Origin of the sequence: Bacillus siamensis, from assembly GCF_051628075.1 — a bacterium.
In the GTDB taxonomy this organism is placed as follows: domain Bacteria; phylum Bacillota; class Bacilli; order Bacillales; family Bacillaceae; genus Bacillus; species Bacillus siamensis.
Window position 1 is genome coordinate 2,277,215 of sequence record NZ_CP155579.1, and the last position, 20,151, is coordinate 2,297,365.

Genomic DNA, 20,151 nt, shown 5'->3' on the forward strand with positions numbered 1-20,151 from the left:
CCAAAGCTTACGGGTAAACCCGGCGGGCGGATATGTGAATTTACGGTCTTGTTTTGGCGGGCTGCTTTTGCATCTCACCATGCACGTTCATTATCTTTTCCTGCAGCTGCAGGAAGCTGTGTTCTGTCATTCCGTCTGCCGAATATAAAACGCCGCAAAATTCAGAAATCGTTTCGGCTGCGCTGTCTTCAGCCAATAACGTCATATGGTTGGATACTGCCACATCCATGATGGCGATATTTGTCATATGCTCTTCCCACTGGCTCCAGTAGTTGACGAAATCAGCAGATAAAATATCGGCCCTGATCGTAAAATACGGATCAAGCTCACCCAAGAAAATACCGTTTTTATTTCGGAAATAATAGCATGTCACCCCGTTCGGATCCGGAAGCGGCAGGAGTTCGTAATCAGTGATTTCGTAAGCGTCCTGAACGTTTATATTCTGCCTGATCAGATTTTTCACCAACGCGTCCGTCTTCGTTAACCCCCGCTGTTTGGCTTTTGCTATTAATTGCTCTAAAAATATGTCTTCATGAAGATCGGCATCTAGTTCATCACGGTGAATCAAGGTTTCAGAAATGCGTTCCGGATGTTGATAAATTGGTGCAAATAAAGCCATGTTCACCGTCTGCAGCATCATATTTTTATCAAATAATTCATCAGGAATGTTTATTTCCCGCGCACCCGCCGCGTCAAAGGAGTCGAGCATGACGATTGATTCAACGGTTTCTCCAGCCAGCTGCAATTGCCGGGTGACTTCATAAGCGAGCATGCCCCCTAATGAATAGCCGCCTACATCGTAAGGACCCCGGGGCTGCACGGTACGTATGAGCTTAACGTAATATTCCGCCATGTGTTTAATGCCGCGGATCGGTTCCCGGTCTGTCATCCATCCTCTTGCCTGAATTCCGTAAAAAGGACGCCCGGTCCGTTCGGCAACAGGCTGGTACAGCTCCACTGCCCCCAGCGCGGAATGAAACCAGAAAATCGGTCTTCCCTTTCCTTCCGGGTTAAGACAGATCAGCTCGGGCGGCTCTTGATCATCTGTCTCTTCTGATATATCGTTTTGTTTCATATGTTCCCCATGTACTTCCTCAGTGTCTTTTTGGACAGAACCGGTCAGATACCCGGCTAATTTTGCGATTGTCGGATATTCATAGACCAGATTTGCCGTAATAGACGCTTGATAGGTTTTATTAATGGACTGAACCCATTCCACACCGATAATAGAATCCAGCCCCATATCAATGAATGCCTCATGCTCATCAATATCTTCCGGCTTCAGAAACAGGATGTCCGCAAGGCTTTCTTTGAGCTCTTTGCGCAAAGTGCCGTCAGAGATGCCGGCAAGGAGGGTTTCTGCTTCCGGGATTTGCGGACGTACCGCTGTTTCCTCCGCTTCAGCATACTCGGGTTTCTTTATTTGCCCCGCTATATATTCCGCAAGCTCCTCAAGCGTCGGGTGTTCATACACCTTATTGGCTGTAATCTCAGTGTGGTACGTTTTATTTACTGTTTGTATCCATTCAACCCCGATAATGGAGTCAAGCCCCATATCGATGAAAGGCTCTTCAGCATCAATATCTTCCGGTGACAAAAATAAAATATCTGCCAGGCTTATCCTCAATTCTTCCAGCAATGTTCTATTGTCTTCGGAAACGGCTTTTTCTGGCTGCTGGACAGAACCAGTACAATCCAAAGGCTGTAACACGATCGGTTTTTGCAATGTCTCCGGTTCAAACGCTGTCATTTCGATCTCAGTTAAAGGACTCAGAGAAATCAGTCCTTCATGTTCAGGCTGTGGCGAAGACGGGAGAACGGTTTGCGTTTCAGACTTTTTCATGGCTTGACCTGATAAAGAACTGTTTATATCAGCCGCCCAATACCTTTCTTTTAAAAACGGGTAGGCAGGCAGCGGCGTTTTATAATATTGCCCTCCATCAAAAAGCCGTGTAAAAGGAAGGTCATATCCTCTGCAAAAAAGGTCAGCGATATGTGCCAGGCTTTCTCTGTACTGTGCGGGCGAAGCCGCCGAGCGGCACTGTTCAATGCACTCCATTCCGAATGTTTTCATTCCGGCTTCTTCTGCCGGCTTCTGATCCTTCAAATTGGACACAAACACACTCGGAAGCTCTCTTTTTACAAGCCACTCCGATAATACCCGCTTCAGTTCGTCCGCGCTGCTTACGATACAGGCAAACCGGTGATGCAGATGCTTTCTGCCGAGGAGGAGGGTATAACTTATATTTCCCAGATCGCTATCTTTGTTCTTACTGAGAACATCCAGCAGGCGTTCTGCCTGAATTTCCAGCTGACGCTCCGTCCGCGCAGATAAAGGAATGAGGCAGGCCGGTTTTGCCGGTGACCGGCGCCCGGTTTGCGGCGCCTCTTCAATAACAAGATGGGCATTTGTTCCGCTGAATCCGAATGAACTGATGGCGGCTCTGCGCGGTGCATCCGGATTCCGTTCCCACGGTATCAGCTTTTCATTAACAAAAAACGGACTGTCCGCAATTTGAATATGCTGATTGGCTTGATGAAAATGCAGGGAAGCCGGAATCTGCCGATGCTTCAGCGACAGCAGGATTTTAAACAGTCCGGCCATCCCCGCGGCCGCAGCGGCATGTCCGAGATTGGTTTTCACAGAGCCGATGGCGCAATATCTTTTTTTATCCGTATAGCGGCGGAAAGCGCGCGTTAAGGCGCCGAATTCGATCGGGTCGCCCAGTGCAGTGCCCGTTCCGTGAGCTTCCACCATTTGAATGGTTTCCGGATCAATGTGAAAAGTATCATAGACATGCCGCTCCAATCGTTCTTGAGAAAGCGCGCTTGGAGCGGTTATTCCGTTTGTAGTGCCGTCCTGATTCATTGCAGAGCCTTTTATGACGCCGTACACATGATCTCCGTCACTAACGGCGTCGCTAAGACGTTTCAGCACCACGGCTCCCACGCCTTCACCCGGCACGAAGCCGTCCGCGCTTTGATCAAACGTATGGCAGCGTCCGGTCGGTGACAGCATATTCGCCTTATTTGACGACTGATAAAAAGCGGGAGTGGATTGAATGAAAACCCCGCCCGCCACCGCCATTTCCGTTTCTTTCGTCCAGAGCCCCTGACATGCCAAATGAATGGCTGTCAGCGAACTGGAACATGCTGTATCAACAGTGATCGCCGGACCTTGTAAATTAAGGTGATAGGCGATCCTTGCCGGAGTGACAGAATTATGATTGCCCCAAAAAGCCTGCGCGGGCCCCTGCTGTTTAAAAATGGCCTGGTAATCTCCGCCGCAGGAGCCTGCATACACGCCGCATTCCCTGCCTCTTACCGAGTCTCCCGCATATCCCGCATCTTCAAGCGCTTTCCATGTTTCTTCCAAAAACAGCCTCTGCTGAGGGTCCATATAGGTCGCTTCACGTCCCGATATATTAAAGAAAACGGGGTCAAAACATTCAATGTCCTCTATAAAACTGCCATACTGGCATTGGCTGTCAGAGACATCCCATCTGTCTGCTTTTTTAATCAGATCCCGTCCGGCGGCTAAGTTTTCCCAAAACTCATGGACATTCTCCGATTCAGCAAACCGCCCGCTCATCCCGATAATCGCGATCGGTTCTTTTTCAGGTAACACAGCTGCTGATTTTACTGTATCGGCCGGATCCTTTTGTTTGGGGCGGTACGTCCTTTGATACGGTTCAGAAACGCTGATGACGATTTTCCCGATATTTCCGCGGTCATCCAGACAGTGATACGCTTCTTTTATGTCTTCAAAGGAAAAGATTTTTGAGATGACAGGCTGAATGACTCCCTCTTCCGCCAGCCGCTGCAGTTCCAATTGATAGTCCTTGACCTGATCCGGATTTTGAAGGGACAGCTTCCGCAAATCCACGCTGTGAAACGATTGATTGTTATGAAGGACGGACAAGTCGACTGATTTAGCGGATTTCAGCGCAGTCATGGCAATTTCGATATATCTTCCGCCCGGCGCCAGGCAATTCATTCCTTTTTGCATGGCATCACCGGCCAGGGTATTAATGACTACGTCCACCCCGCGGCCGCCGGTCATTCGCATGATTTCCGTTTCAAAGTCTTCTTCTAAATAGCAAATGGTATTGCGGATCCCGAGCGAATGCAAATACTCAATTTTTTTCTGTGATCCGGCCGTGGCATATATTTCCGCGCCGATATGCCGGGCCATTTGCACCGCGATCAGTCCCGTTCCTCCCGTCGCGGTCTGAATTAATATTTTTTCGCCTTTTTTAAGTCCGGCTTTCCGGAAGGCGTCTATCATTGTCACCGCCACGGTGGGAAGAGCGCATGCTTCTTCAAAGGTCAGCCGGGCCGGTTTATGATAGACTTGATGTTCTTTACATGTGATGAGATTCGCCTGAGATCCAAATTCCTCTCCCATGCCGACAATCACTTCATCACCTGGAATAACGGATGTTACATGCCTCCCTGTCTTGATCACGACGCCGCTTGCTTCAAATCCCGGAGTGAACGGATAAGGCGGCATCGTCGGGTACAGCCCTCTGACACAAAGCAAGTCTCCGAAGTTTAAAGAAAAGGCGCGGACGGCTATTTGAACTTCGTCATCTTTTGTCTCGGGCACTTCACTGCGGGCAATCGTCAGATCTTCAATGCCGCCCGGACGGTCAATCACAACCCGGAACATTCCCGAGTCATCGGACTTTGCGAAAGAAGGCGGCATACGTTCTTGTTTCGGTTTCTGATAACCGTTTTCCTTTCTTTCCGTCTGCAAAGGTTTTTCAGCAGGCCGTTCTTCCTGAAGCGCCGGGCGGATTTTCGCTCTTTCGGTCTCCAGAGATGAGGCTATGGTGGTTTCATATTCTGCCGAGATATAACCGGTCAGCAGTTTCACATGATAATAATCAAATAAAATCGTTGTCTGCAGTGTAAGATTCAATCGCTTATTAATCTCGTTAATCACATTGACGGCCAAAATGGAATCAATGCCGTATTCAGAGAAATTCAGTTCTTCCTGAATATCCTCTTCTTTCATTTTTAATACATCGGCAATACTTGTTTTGATGACAGAGCGGACATGGGAAGCGACCGATTCGCCATCAGCCTTAACAGCTTGATGCTCCTCTGGCGCGCGGCTGCGGGAAACAGGCTGTGCGGGCTTTCGAAAAACTTCGGCCGGGGCGGCGTATGGCTTTCTGCCGTCTCTGATCCCTTGCATCCGGACGAGTCCGTCACTCTCAGCTGCGATAATCTGCTGACCTAAATCATGAGCCGTTTCAGCAGGGAAACAAACCGCTCTGTATCCTTCCGAATGCAGCACACGCTCCCACGATTTTGGATATAAGCCGGGACTTCCCGGAATCCGAAGCTCAGCATCCTCATAGGACCACCAGCCGTCAAGCAGCCCGAAGGTTAAATGGGTAAAAACAGAACGATCGCTGATTTCGTTTATCAGAATCATCCCGTTGTATTTCAGGAGCGCTTTCAGACGGCGCAGTGTCAAACCGATATTTTTTGTGGCGTGAAGCACATTGGCGGCGATGACAATATCGTAAACACCCGTTTTGATATTTTGTGATTCGCAAGGCTCCTCCGCATTAAACAAGGCTGTTGTCAAATACGGCACATCAGGTCCGTATTCCTGTTCGGCATGCATTAAAAAAGCTTTAGAAACGTCCGTATAACAATATTCCGCAATCTGTCTTGCAAATGGTTGCAGTTTTGTAAACAGCATGGCGCTCGTTCCGCCCGTCCCGGCCCCTACTTCTATCAGCCTGATGCCGGCATCGGGGTGTTCTGTAAGATAGGCTTTCAGGTAAGCGGCCGCGGAATCTGCTAACACTTCATTAAAATAATCCGCAACGGGATTATGCTTATAAACACCTTCAACGAGCCGCATTGATGAATCGGGAAATACGATATCCGTAGCCGGACGTTCCCCTTTTAAAATTGAAGGCATCGATTTTATCGTCGCCTCGGCCAATTCAGCTTGCGCAAGCTCCCCATTTGGAAGCAGGCGTTTATGGGCATTCCACTCATTCCAGACTGTGCGGCCGTCCGGGCGCTGATCCGTGAGAAGAGTGATCGTGTATCCGTCATACGCAATATATCCGTTTTCTTTTAATAGATTCAGGCTTTCTTCCAGCCATTTTCCGTATGTGCCGATCACGCCGGCGTTCCGCATGGATGCTGCAGCTGTGGTGACAGGCTCGCTGAAAAAACCGAGTGATTGTAATTGGTAAAATAGCAGTTTGCAAAGAAGGCTGTTCATATGCGCAACTCCATTTCTCGTTTTAAAGTCTCAAGCCGTTCATTCCGATCCGGATTTTGCCGCTTGACGCTTTCCATAAATGAAGGCTCCGGGCCGGATACAACCGTTATTGCATCTTGATTCGTCAGTGCGGCTAAGCCGTGCGGAGCAGCTTTGATGAATGCCGCTTGGCTGAACGGTTCTGATAGTAAGACTTCCAGCGCCTCCATTGCTTCATCGGGTTCAATAGAACCGATCCCTGACGCCTCCATCCGTTTTCTGTAAGATGGGTCTGAGACAACGCCCAGACTGCCCCAATATCCCCAATTCATGACTTTCACTTCACAATCAACAAAGGAAGCGATATGGCGGGCAAAGGCGTCTTGAAATGTACACCCTGCCGCATAGTTGCTTTGCCCGGCATTTTTTGTGAAAGAATTAACGGATGAGAAAAACAGCACAAAATCAAGCGGTTCTCCCTTAAAAGCTTCGATCATTCGGACGCTCGTATTCACCTTAGCTGAAAAAGCGTTTCTGAAAGAAGCTTCATCCATATTCGCCATACTTTTGTCGGCAAGCGTTATTGCGGAATGGATGACTCCCGTTATATTGCCGTACTGCTCTCTTACGGAACGGACGGCCGCTTTAAGCGCGGCGGCATCTTGAGCATCAGCCTGTATATAATGCGGCGCGGGGCCTGATAGCGCCAGCCTGTCTATTTTGCTCTGAATCTCCTGATCCTTCGGCCGCCTGCCGATCCATATAATCCGTGCCTTGTAACGGGTGATCATGTATTTGCTCCATGCTTCTCCGATGCCGCCCGCTCCGCCGATGACAGCATAAACGCCGCCTTCTCTGTACGACATACGCGGAGCGGAACTTGTCAGCACCCGGACTGTTTTTTGCTTGTGCCAAGCTCCGTTACGGTACGCGGCAGCATTTCCGTCCGGATCTGGAGGAAGGCTCCAGATGTTTTTCATCTCAGACGAATCACTGCCTTCTTCTGCATCAATCAGCCTGATGTCCCAGTTCGGATATTCTTTTGCCAATGAACCGATCAAACCGTGTACGCCTGCATGCTCAGGCTGCGGCAGATCACCCAGATACACGGACTGTGTCTGCCGGGTGACCGCCGTAAAGCTGATGTTTCGGTTTCCATACCCGAGTGACAGCAGCGCTTTGATGAAACGGAAACATTGAATCACCCCATTCTCCTGCTCATCAAGCATTTCCTGACTGACGGATGCGGGTGCGAAACGATCGGGCGCAATCCATAAGAAATGGCGGATATCCTGATACCCGGCTGTCAATTCACGTAATGTTTGCTCACTTGAATGATCCGGCGTCTCCTCCAGATGGGCGCGGGGCCACATTTTTGCCGCAGCCTTTATGGTATTTCCCGGCTTACCGATGATCAGCAATTGTTCCTGATCAACCGCTCGATTTTCTTCCAGAGTAAAGAAAGTTTTGTCCCAAACAGGGGCAAGCATCGCCGTCTGAACTTCCTGCCGTTTGCTTTCGGTTTGGTTTGTCTGCCGGACAGCCCGGCAGGAGAAGCCTGTCAATCTCATACAAACAGCACCGTTTTCATCACATAAATCAATATCCAGCGTCAGCGCTTCGTTACCTGACCGATCGCTCTGTTTGCGGACAAGCGCCCACACCGTTTTCTGAGTCGGCTGAAATATTTCTGCCTGCCGCAGGGAAAACGGCAGCATCGGAGTGTCTCCGGCAGTATCTGAACCGGCACCCAGTGACGCCTGAAACGCGGCATCTAGAAGGCTCGGATGGATGACAAACTGATCGGCGGTACTGTCTGCCGTTTCCGGCAGCGACAGCCGGGCTGCAGCACCCCTCTCTCCGATCATCAGCTGGTCAATTCCTTGATGGCTCGGCCCGTATATCATACCCGCATGCCGGAAAGCCTGATAAACCTCATCAGACGTCATAACCGATTGGCTGCAGCCGGACAGCCAGCCCTCTAAGTGAACTGAGGGAACCGCTGCTATCTCTCCTGATACCGCGGTGCCTTTACTGTATAACAGCCGTTCTCCCCCAGGTTTTTCCGATAGGCTGTAAATCGTAAATTCAATGTCTTCATTTTCCTTAAGGATAAGGCTGATATGGACTTCTACATCTGTCCCCTTATGAACAACAGGCCTCATCCATATGAGATCTTTCAAATACATTCCTTTACGTTCGTCCGGCACAGCGTATGCGGCACGCTCAACGGCCGCCCTGACCATTTCGATCATGGCGGCTCCCGGGAGCACCTTCTGCCCATTGACTGTGTGATCAGTGAAAAAGAATTCCCGTCCGGTAAAAACAGAGGTGAATTTCAGCTCCCAAAGATCGGATGTGTTTTCATGAAGCAGCGGATGGATCACCGTTTTGCCGTCATCCCTTTTTGGAACCGCCTCGGCTTCATCTTGAATCCAGCACCTGACCTTTGCAAACGGATAGGCGGGAAGACTGATTCTCCGGGGTTTTTGTCCCGAATATAACAAGTTCCAGTCCACATCGACTCCCTGCACCCACATGTTCAGCAAATGACCGTACTTTCTCTTTTTCAGCCATTTGACCATGGCTTCCTGCAAATCTTCATCAGATTCAAACACAGCCACTGTCTCATGATTTCGCTTCGCCCGCCCCCTGTAAAGATGCGGTGCGTTTTCATTTTCCAAGTACGATCTGAGCTTGTCCTCCAGCTCCTTAAGGGAGTCCGCAATGAGAGCCAGCCGCTCATCCATCGCTTCCCGCCCCGCTTGTAAAGTATATGCGACATCAAATAAGTCCGGCTTATCCGTATGCTTCTTTTGAAGAAAAGCAAGAAGGCGCTCCGCATATTCTGTCAGACGCTCCCCATTTTTTGCAGACAGCAGAATGACAGCCGGCTCTTGGCTGCTGATTGCTTGTTTTACAGGAGCCTCATATTCTTCAATAATGATATGCGCGTTAGAACCGCCCGCACCAAAGCTGCTGATCCCCGCCCTGAGCGGCTGTTCTTCTCCGTCTGCTGAAATCCGTTTCCAATCTGTTAATTCACGGCAGACGGAAAACGGTCCTTCATCAAATTGGATATTCGGATTTAAAATATCTGCATGCAAAGATGGGGCGATTTGTTTGTGCTTCATCTGCAGCAGCACTTTTGTGACAGCAGCGATGCCTGCTGCCGATTCCCCATGTCCGATATTTGATTTGACAGACCCGATGAGACATGTTTCAGGAACATCACCGAATGCATCGGTTAAAGCCCGGATTTCAATCGGATCGCCTAATTTCGTCCCTGTCCCGTGCGCTTCCACATAGCTGATCTGGCCCGGAGATACCGCCGCCTCCTGTAAAGCAAGAGATATGACTTCGCTTTGCGCCTTGGGGTTCGGTACGGTGTAACCGCTCGCTCTCCCGCCATGATTGATGGCAGCTCCTTTAATGACGCCGTAAATCCGATCTCCGTCTTGTACGGCGTCTTCTAAACGTTTAAGAAGCAGCACTCCGACCCCTTCTGCCGGAATATAGCCGTCACCCCCGGCGCCGAAACTCCCGCAATGTCCTTTAGATGAGATGAACTGCCCTTGGCTCAGCATGAAGTACTTGTTAGGATGAACGGTGAGATTCACTCCGCCGGCAAGCGCCGCGCGAATCCGATGATCCCGCAGATCCCGGCACGCCATGTACAAAGAAGTCAGCGAACCTGAACACATCGTATCGACCGAAATGCTCGGCCCTTGAAAATCACAAAAATAGGAGACACGGTTAGCAATGGATGAAATCCCGCCTGGGAGCCCGATATGCCGTCCTTTCACTCCCACTTCAGCCGCGAATAGCGGGTATTCCTGATACATGACACCGGCATACACACCTACCTGACGGCCCAGTTCAGGTGATGTCCTCGTATATCCCGCATCCTCCATGGCCATCCACGCATGCATTAAAAACAGCCGTTCCTGAGGATCAAGGTGTTCTGCTTCACGGGGGGAAATCTTAAAGAACTCAGGATCAAAATCGGCGATCCCGTCAATGAATCCGCCCCATTTGCTGTAGATCGCTCCCGGCGCCGTCCGGTCCTCGGAAAAGTAATGTTCCCATTTCCAGCGGTCTTTCGGAATTTCGGTAATACAATCCTTTCCTTGTTTGAGATTATCCCAAAACGCATCGATATTATCTGCCTGCGGATACTTGCCGGAAATTCCGACAACGGCAATATCCAGCGGGTTTCCTTTCGTTTTCTGACGGCTTTGATTCCCGGACGGGGCAAAAGACGCATTTTCAAGCCGATTTGGCTGAAGCACTTCTTTCACAGACGCATTTTTCAATTCCGCCAGCTGTTCCCCGGTATGACTGAGGACTGCGGCATCAAATGAGAGAAACCCGTCTTTTTTATGTTTGATTGTATTCACCACATAGACGGTATCAGACATGACTGGTCCGTAAAGCGTCAGCCTCTCAATCATGAGCGGGACGTGAATCCGCTTTTTCAGCTGCAACTCTTCTTCACCGAGCGACATATAACAAGAATTCAATATAAGCGGGTCAAATGCAAAGTGATGCAGATCGCCTTTTTCTTTTTTTCCTGATAAGTCCAGCTGCAATAAAAAAGAGCTCTCACTCATTTTGTATCCCGCCGTTACCGTTTTCAGCATCGGGCCTATCATGAAGTCGGCAACCGAATCGTACAGACGGGAAATGACATCCGGCGCCACCTTTTGTGCATGCGACTTCATTTGTTCAACGTCATATGATTTTTTTATGGGTGCCTCTGTATATCTGCTTATTTCTCCTTCGGCACATGTCTTCCGGCTTTCTTTACCGGAGACAGTGCAGCTTGCGGTAAAGCGTTCGGCACTCTTTTCTGCCGTAATTGAAATGTCAATCTGTGCGGCCTCTCCCGGCTCCAGGGTGACGGGCCCTCCCGTAAAACGGATATCTTTCAGCTCGGCGGGATACGTGCCGGAATGAGACGCTCCGGATGCTTCAAGCACCAGACACGGATACACTACACCCATCAGTGCCGGTTTGCCGAAAACCAGATGATCCTGAAGGAATGCTTCATGTTCATAGAAAGTAAATGTCTGACTGCCCGATTGCGTTTCAGAAACCGGTGCTGCATCCGCGACAAGGCCGGAAGATTCATCTGTTCCTTTTGTTTTTATGTCTTCAAGCAGTTCGGATATGCTGCTGCACTCAAATAACAGAGTCGGATTCAGCCGCAGTTCAAACGCCCCTTCGATGTCTTTAATAATGGCCAGAAGCTGTGACGATTCAAGCCCTAATTCAAAAAACACGGTGTGCGCATCATTTCTTGTGACAGGACGGCCTGCGTATGTCGAGAAAATGCGGTATAAGGTTTCCTCCATCTGCTGAACGCCTGGTATCAGCTGCCGGTCTGTCCGCACCTTTTTGGCTGTCAGGCCGAGCAGTGAAGCAATATGCACACCGCTGGGGTTGTAAAAGTCAATATCCATTTTCACCATTTCTGAAGGTGTGCCGGATTTTTTCGAAATCACCGCATAACAGCGCTCCGTAACGATCTCAGCAGCAATAAACGACTCATAATAAATCGGTAAAAACAAACCGGCGCCTGCAGCTGTCTGCAATACGCCGGAGGCCATAGCGGCACCGTCCATCAGCGCGGGGTGAAAGAGAGCGCCGGGGAGATTTTCCTGGCATGAATCAGACTGCCGAATATCAAGGAAACATTCCTCTTCATTTGCATAGATCTCTCCCTCCGGTTTCATCAGCCCGTCATGCGACAGTCCGCGGCTTCTCGCGGCTTCGTAAACTGTATGCAAAGAGACTGACGGAAGTGCGGCTTGTTGTTTTTTCTCCCCTGCGTCAAGGCGCCTATCTGATGAGAAGACTCCTTCATGCACCTCCGCTGATAAGAAAACCGTCCCGGAATCCGCACCGCAAATCGAGGCTGTCCAGAACTCCTTTTCTTTACTGAATATGACACTCACATCAAGCCGCTCTGACCGTTTCACTGATAAAGGATGATAAATGGTCACTCTTTTCAGACAGATGGAACGGAATGAAAGATCAAGGCATTGCTTTGCCAGCTGATACAGCATATCAATGTAGGCCAGACCGGGCATGACAGATTCACCGTGAACAAGATGGTTTTTCATAATGGGATGTTCTGCCGTCAGGCGCAGATTCACTGTTTTTTTCATGGTTAGTCCCCTTTTAAAAACGTCACGTTGTCACCTGCCAAAACGAGTCTGCAGGTGCAGTGCTTGTCTCTGCTTTTTTCTCATATCTCTTTAAAAGATCCGCAATGTCCGTTTTTTCATTACTTGTTTTTTCCGCTTCATTCTCCGTGCTGTTCCAGCCGCCCAAAAGCGGGTAGTGTTTTTTTCTGAATTCCGGCGGCTGGGGCGTTCGGTGATGTTCCCGCTGCCTTTCACCTCTGTATTCTTCAACGAGGATATGAGCATTTGTCCCGCCGTCAGGAAATGAACTCTGAGCTGCGACGCGGGGTTTCTTCTCTGAATGCCAATCAACGGGTTCACGATTAAAATGAATACGCGACGCTTCAAAGTCATAATGTTCAAATGGCTCACGCGCTGATAAGAAAGGCGGAATCCGCTTATGGTAGACGCTCAGCACACATCGGATGAAGCCCGCAAGACCTGAAGACAGAAGCAAATGCCCTACATTCGGTTTCACCGATCCGATCCGGCAGGGCAGAAGCGTTTTCCGGTTCAGCTGATAGACATCTGAGAGCGCCTTGATTTCCACTGAATCAACGATTGGGGAACCGCCTCCGTTCACTTCTATATATCCAATGTCTTCGGGCGACTTTTCCGCCATATTAAGCGCAGTTTGAATGACGTCTCTCTGCGCTCTTATATTCGGTGAACCGGGACCGAGCGTCCGGCCGTCATTGTTTACCGAGACGGCTTTTATGACGCCGTAAATGCGGTCTCCGTCCCGCACCGCATCGCTCAATCGCTTGATAAACACCGCCCCTGCTCCTTCTCCGAGCACTTCTCCCGCTGATTCACGGTCGAATATATGAAACACGCCGTTCTCATTTAAAATATGGCGCGCTCCGAATAACCGGTGCGCGGACGGAGATAAGAGCAGACTCACTGAACCGACTAAGGCCGCGTCAATCCTTCCGGCCAAAAGGGCATCTTTTGCAAAGGACAGCCCGATCAGACCTGAGGAACATGCTGTATCCACGACAAGGCTCGGCCCTGTGACATTAAAAAATCGTGAAATATTGGCCGCCAAATAGTTTTGCCCCGCTCCCAAAATCGGGTTAGGCGCCTGCAGGATATGTTCCATACCGGCTGAAGGCTGCGCCCTGCCGCCGATGTACACGCCGACTTTCCGGCCCGACAAATCGTTTTGGCCGTACCCGGCATCATAAACGGAATGAACCGCTTCTTCTAATATGATCCGCGCCTGCGGGTCCATAATTGCCGCGTCTTTTTCAGAGATGCCGAAAAAGCCTGCATCAAACATGTCGATATCATCTATCCACCCCGCATAATCCTTTGTATGTGCTGTTGCATGCCAGCGCGATGCGGGGACAGGCCGGATGGCGGTGTTCCCTTTCATCAGCAGCTCCCAAAAAGCATCCGTTCCGCCCGCCCCCGGAAAACGGCAGGACATGCCGACGACGGCAATATCGTCTTCGGTATCCGCTTTCGGCTTCATGGATGTTCTCTCTTCAGCGGAGGCGGTTAAATCAGGCTGGAGGTCCCTGTCTTGAACGAAACCATTTTCTTTTGTCACAAAATCGGCTTCATGATGCACTGCGAAATAGTCAACCATTTCTGTAATCGTTTGATATTGAAGCATTAAGGACGGTGTTAACTTTATGCTGATGCGTTTTTGCAATGATTGAACCAATTCCGCAAAGAGTATTGAGTCAATCCCGTATTCATCAAACGGCATATCATCTTTTATCTGCTCATCCGTCATTTTCAGTTCTTCGCTGAAAACGGTGCGCACCCATTGGCGAATCGTATCCTTCACCTTTTGGTCACTGGAAATGCTTTTTTTCACGGGAGCTTCAGATTTCTTCACCTTCAAAAGATCACCAAAATCAGCCTCACTGTCTTCGGGAACACAAGGAATTCCGCAGCTTTGTCCGTTTAATATGATGTAATCTAAAAACTTCAGTCCGTCCTCGGCAGACAGTCTGGAAAGTCCTGATTTTTGATAAGCAGGTGTTTCCGGCAGGCCTTCAGCCATGCCGGTTTCTTTCCAGACGGGCCATTGAACGGCTTTAACAAACACGTTCCCTTTACCTGCTTGATGATTTGCAAATGAGTCCATAAATGAATTAGCCATCGCGTAGTCACTTTGCCCCGCAGCAAGCGAAGGGATCTGCCCCGAAACGGATGAGAACAAAATAAAAAACGACAGCGGCTCATTCTGAACGGCTTCATAGAGACCGCGAAGCCCTGTTACTTTCGGCACGCAAACGCTTTCGATTTCCGTTTCGGTTTTGTTATAAAAAGCGGGGTGTTCTCCCATTGCACCCGCGCAATGAAAAACGCCGGTAATCGGTCCCATCGTGCCGCGGATGCTGTCCGTCATTTTCCGGAGGCCCTTTTGATCCGTAAGAGAAACGCTGTAATAACGGATCTCCGCGCCCCGCTCGGCTAACCTCTGCATCCGCTCGGCTTTTTCCGGGAGAATGCCGTCCTTTTTCATGTCTGCCCACTCTGAGGAATCGGGAAGCAGCTCCCGCCCCATGATGACCAGTTTCCTGCATCCGCGTGAAACGGCATGCTCCGCCGCAATTGCGCCGATCCCGCGCGATCCGCCCGTTATTAACAGCACATCATCAGACGAATAGGAAAGCTCAGGCGCCGCCGAAACATTCATACCCTGCTTCAGAAACGGCACATAACGGCGATTCAGCCTGTAGCAGCATTCACTGCCGCTTTTGGCCCGCGGCTGTAAAAATTCAGTCTCAATCTGTCTGCTTAATTCTTCTGTATGCTCAATCTCACAATCGCTATCTATCGTAAAAGAATGGATGTTGGTATACTCAGCGCCCAGCATCCGGTACAGCCCCGCCGTTTTCGCCCCTTGCATCAGAGGTTTACTTTCCTTGAAAGGCTGGAGGCGGTGTGTCACTTGACTGAACACAGCGCCTCTATGACGGAATGATTCAAGAGCCTGCTGTAAAAAGGCAAGCTTTCCGTGTTCTATCTCTTCCTGCCGTTCATATTCCGCATCATATGCGGTTATGTCGATGACCCCGAGTATCTGTTTGTTTTTAAGAGACTCCCGCACTCTGCCGTAAAGGTTTCGCCCCGATGCGGCAGCGTAATAATCGGCGCCGTCTTTTGCCTGATGGATGAAGCGGATCGTTTCAATATGGCCGTTTCCTTTAAAAAGAGCATCGGCCAATCGTCTCGTCTTATCAGTTGCAAGTATCATTACTGTTCCTGATAATGCTTCAGATTCCGCCGGATCTTGCTGCTTCCAGTCTTTTTGCAGAATGATCTTTTGGTTTTCTACCGATTCGTCTGTCTGTTTCCGGATATCCGCAGGCACAGGCACCCAATACCGCTCCTTCGCGAACGGATATACAGGAAGGCTGACCCGTTTCGGCTTCTCTCCTTCGTATAACTGGCTCCAGTCAACGGCGGCTCCTTTTGTCCACTCAGTGAGCAATCCGGAATATTGCTTGTTTTTCAAAAGCTCGGCCATTCCACTTGATGACATATCATCTTGAGCACGTCCGCGGAAACACCCTTCAATTTCTGTTTTCCGTTCAAGCACATCCTTCAGTTTCGCTTGCAGGCCGCAAACGGATGTAACGATAAATGCCAGCCGTTCAGGCATCGCTTCTCTGCCAGCTTGAAGCGTGTAGGCCAGGTCTTTAAGGTCGACTTCTTTTTCCCGTAAAAAGCGGTCATACCGTTTTATATATTCCAATAGGCGTTCTTCATTTTTTGCCGAAAGCAGAAACAGAACCGGCTCGTCTTCCCGTATACTCACCGATTTCTTTTCAGCCTGCGGCGGCAGATATTCTTCTATGACAAAATGGGCATTGCTCCCGCTGGCGCCAAAAGAACTTAAACCCGCTCTTCTCGGCTGGTCAGGATGTAACGGCCGTTCCCATTTTACCAGCCGGTCCGCCACATAAAACGGCGTGTCCGAAAATGGAATATGGGGATTCAGCGTGCCCGCGTGCAATGACGGAAAGATTTCTCCATGCTTCAGCTGCAAAAGCACCTTTGTTAATCCGGCGATTCCGGCGGCTCCTTCTAAATGGCCGATATTTGATTTGGCAGAGCCGATGGCGCAAAACCGCTTCTTGTTTGTCCATTTGCGGAATGCGCGGCTCAGCCCTTCAATTTCAATCGGATCACCCAGAGACGTGCCTGTTCCGTGGGCTTCAATATAGCTCAGTGTCTCCGGATCAACGCCGGCACTCTGAAAAGAATCTGTAATGACTTCCGCCTGTGATGCCGGATCAGGCACTGTTAAACCGGATGTTTTTCCGACATGGTTTAAAGCGGAGCCTTTTATGACGCCATATATCGGACAGCCCATTCTTTCCGCTTCTTGAACGGTTGTCAGCAACACCGCGCCGACGCCTTCTCCCGGCACATAGCCGTCACCGCCGGCGGCGAAGCTTTTGCAGACGCCTTCTGAAGACAGAAATCCGGCATTCGCCAAAAACGCATATTTATGCGGATGTGTGACCGCATTAACACCGCCGGCAATGGCGAATTCGCACTCTCCCCTTTTAATGCTTTCACATGCCAAATGTATGGATGTGAGCGAAGAAGAGCACATCGTATCAACAGCCATTGACGGTCCTGTAAAGTTCAGGCAGTGAGACACGATATTCGGAACAGAGGCAGGCGTCACGCCCATAGACAGCTGTGTGCCCCGCTGTGTGATCTCAGCGCCGAACAGCTCATAATGGCTCCAAAACACACCTGCGAATACCCCGACGCGTTTTCTCTTTTGTGAAGATAGCCCGCGCACCGTTCTGTCCTGATAAAAACCGGCATCTTCACAAGCTTCCCAAGCCGTCTCTAAAAAAAGCCGTGCCTGCGGGTCCATCATTTCAGCCTGGCGCGGAGTCAGATTGAAAAACAGCGGATCAAAGCAGTCTATGCGATCTAAAAATCCTCCGTAACGATAGAACTGATCTGCTTCATATGTGAAAGGATAACCTTTCCATCTGTCTTTCGGCATTGTTGTGATGCTGTCTTTACCTGAGCGCAGATTTTGGTAAAATTCATCGATGCTTCCCGCCTGCGGGTATCTTCCCGCCAATCCGATGACCGCAATATCGTGCTCTTCTGTGTGTCTCTCTTGTTTTCGGCTCCTTCTCTTGACAGCTGCATGGGATAATGAAGAGCGGTTCTTGTCTGCCATCGGAACCAATCGGGCCATGCTTTCAGTTACAGCCGGCTCCTTCCCGTATAAAATAACGGATTGCAGCTTGCCGAGACGCAGCATATATTCAAGTGAAGCCATCCCTTCCCCGGCCGGAATCGGGCTGGTGCCAGTTGCATCATTTATGATCTCTTTCATCAAGCTGTCAACCTGCATGCCGCCATCTTCCCAAAGCGGCCAGTTGATCGTCATAGAAGCCCCGGCCCGTTCGCCTTTTTCCGCTTTGCAATCGCGATATTTCATATATTCATCCATAAAAGCGTTCGCTGCGGCGTAATCTGTCTGGCCCGCATTTCCGGCCAACGCCGAGAATGAGGAAAATACGGCGAAAAACTCAAGCGGTTCATGCCGTGAAGCTTCGTCCGCATGAATCAGGCCGCTGATTTTCGGCAGGAACACCCGCTTAAAGTCAGAACTGTCTTTTTGGATGATAAATTGATCTTTTAAAACACCGGCGCAATGAAAAATGCCCGTCAGCCGGCCGAAAGTTTCTGTAATCAGAGCAAATGCCCGCTCTGTTTCGGCTTTGCTGCCGATGTCCGCTTGAACGTAAAGAACTTCTGCGCCTAATGCTTTCAGTCTGCTGATCTTCTCAGACTGTTCCGGCGAACGGCCGATGAGTGCCAGCTTCACCTTTTCTTTTTCTGCAAGGTGACGGGCAAGCAGAAATCCAAGACCGCCGAGGCCTCCTGTAATGACATATACGCCGTTTTGTTTCCAAGGAGACTGTGTCTGGCCGCCCGGTTTCTCAATACGTTCGAACAATCTGATCTGCCGCATATTGTCTTTATACCGAATGTCTGTGCAGCCCGCATAAGAGCAGTCTGCTTCTGTTCTAATGATTGCGGCCGTCTCACTTGGCAATCTCTCATTCTTGTTACAGAAGGTGATCACCTGAGTGCGAAAAGCCGGATTTTCAAGATGTGCCGTTTTCAGCATAGCCCCGAGAGCGGAAGACAATGCCGCTCCATTCTCAGCGGCGCATACAAGCTGAATCAATGTATGTTCTTTCGGATGGTCTGTCAGTTCCCGTTTGAGCATACGAAATATGCGCTCGGCATCTGCTTCAAACTGCTCATCTGCAACCTCATGCTCCCTTTTTAGTTCTATCACTTCCGCTTCCGGGCAATATGTGCCGAGTTCATCGGTGAGACGGGGTCCTGCATCGGCAGCGATAATGAGATGACGGGTGTGTTTTTGCCCGTTCCGCACCGCCGTTTCCAGCGGCTGATCTTTCCAGGCGGGTTCAAAAAACAGAACCTCATCAGCAATGTCAGCGTCTGATGTATGCCGTTCTTCAGCTGAATCTTTCAGCACACAGCCCGCTTCATTGATAAGGTAATCCGCAAGGCGGCGGACAGACGAATATTCAAAAAGCAGTGTCGGATAAAACTGCTGCTGAAAAGTCTGCTCTAATATCTTTACAAGCTTCAGCAAATGCGCCGAGTCAAGCCCCATATCATAAAAGCCTTTCCGCACATCAATATCCTGTGCCGGACGATTGATCAACCTGGCGATTTCCGACTTTATGTAAGTCACCATGTTTTGTTCCGGCGTTTGCTGTTCAGACACGTCTTCTGCGACAACAGGACTTTCGGGCTCGCCACGGCCGCTTCTGTTCTGCTGAGGCGGCTTCTCTTTGTCTATCAGATGGGTAATCATATTCGCTTGTCTGACCCTTTTTACTGTCAGTTTCTCACATTCAGCCAATACGTTCCCTGCCCTGTCGTAAATCGTGAAGTCGGCCGAATAAAAATCAGGTTCCCTATCTGATGCGCCGCTTTCAGTGCGGCTGTTTTTCGCAGAATAAGTGTAAATCGTTTTCGGAAACGGCTGATATATGCAAAAACGATTGATCATAAAAGGAATATAAGGTGTGTCATTCTGCTTTTGGGCTGACAATGCAAAGGAAGAGCCGGCAAGGGTGGACGCATCTAAAAAAGCCGGATGCGCCTTAAATTTCTCCCGGAATCCTTCAGCCAAATCACTCAGACTGAGCTCCATTAATTCTTCTTTATCCTGAAGCTGATAAACGGCCCCTTCATTTTTCATAAACTCGCCATGCTCAATATGGCTTCTTCTTGCAATTCCGTAAATGTCATGCATATCCCATTTTCGGCTTGCGTTTTTTATGAATGCTTCAATATTCAGCTCTTTTGCCCGGGGCGTGTTTTTTTGCAAATAAAGCTGACATTCCATATTCTCATCCCGTTTTCCGCCAAGCGGTGTGCCGTTTTTTGCTTTTTCGCTTGTGATCTCAACTTTCCAGCTGTCACGCGCCGGCGTAAAGGTGACATACAGGTGTTTATCAAACTCTTCAGATGTTACAACAGGCTGCTTAAAAATAATCTGTCTTAATTCTATAGGCCGTTCACCGAGATACCCGGCGGCGAGCCGATACAGCATATCTATTAAAGTCACGCCCGGGAGGACGCGGATTTGATGAACGCGATGATCCCGGACGATATAATTCGTATGGCTGATTTTCTGCAGGAACGTTTTGACCTGATCGGTAGCAACTGCCAATC

General features: G+C 49.7%; 3 protein-coding genes. All 3 read right to left on the bottom strand.

Annotated features, from left to right (window positions below; translation table 11 throughout):
• Window positions 1-40: 40 nt before the first annotated feature.
• Genes ABDB98_RS11195 through ABDB98_RS11205 form a run of 3 tightly spaced genes read right to left on the bottom strand, consistent with a single transcriptional unit; the run spans window position 41 to window position 20,149 of the window.
• Window positions 41-6,256, bottom strand: a complete 6,216-nt coding sequence (locus tag ABDB98_RS11195; RefSeq protein WP_438420175.1) for a beta-ketoacyl synthase N-terminal-like domain-containing protein — start codon at window positions 6,254-6,256, stop codon at window positions 41-43.
• The gene (locus ABDB98_RS11200) at window positions 6,253-12,408 is read right to left on the bottom strand and encodes an SDR family NAD(P)-dependent oxidoreductase (protein ID WP_438420176.1); all 6,156 of its coding nucleotides are present in this window, start codon (window positions 12,406-12,408) and stop codon (window positions 6,253-6,255) included. Before ABDB98_RS11200 ends, ABDB98_RS11195 begins: the two co-directional genes overlap by 4 nt.
• Before the next feature lie 22 nt (window positions 12,409-12,430).
• A complete protein-coding gene (locus ABDB98_RS11205) occupies window positions 12,431-20,149 on the bottom strand; it encodes an SDR family NAD(P)-dependent oxidoreductase (protein ID WP_438420177.1) in 7,719 nt (2,572 codons plus the stop codon).
• Between the last annotated feature and the right edge of the window lie 2 nt (window positions 20,150-20,151).

Excerpts from the sequence above, each read along its gene's own strand:
- ABDB98_RS11195 (WP_438420175.1), bottom strand. The coding sequence starts at position 6,256 with ATGAACAGCCTTCTTTGCAAACTGCTATTTTACCAATTACAATCACTC.
- ABDB98_RS11200 (WP_438420176.1), bottom strand. The coding sequence starts at position 12,408 with ATGAAAAAAACAGTGAATCTGCGCCTGACGGCAGAACATCCCATTATG.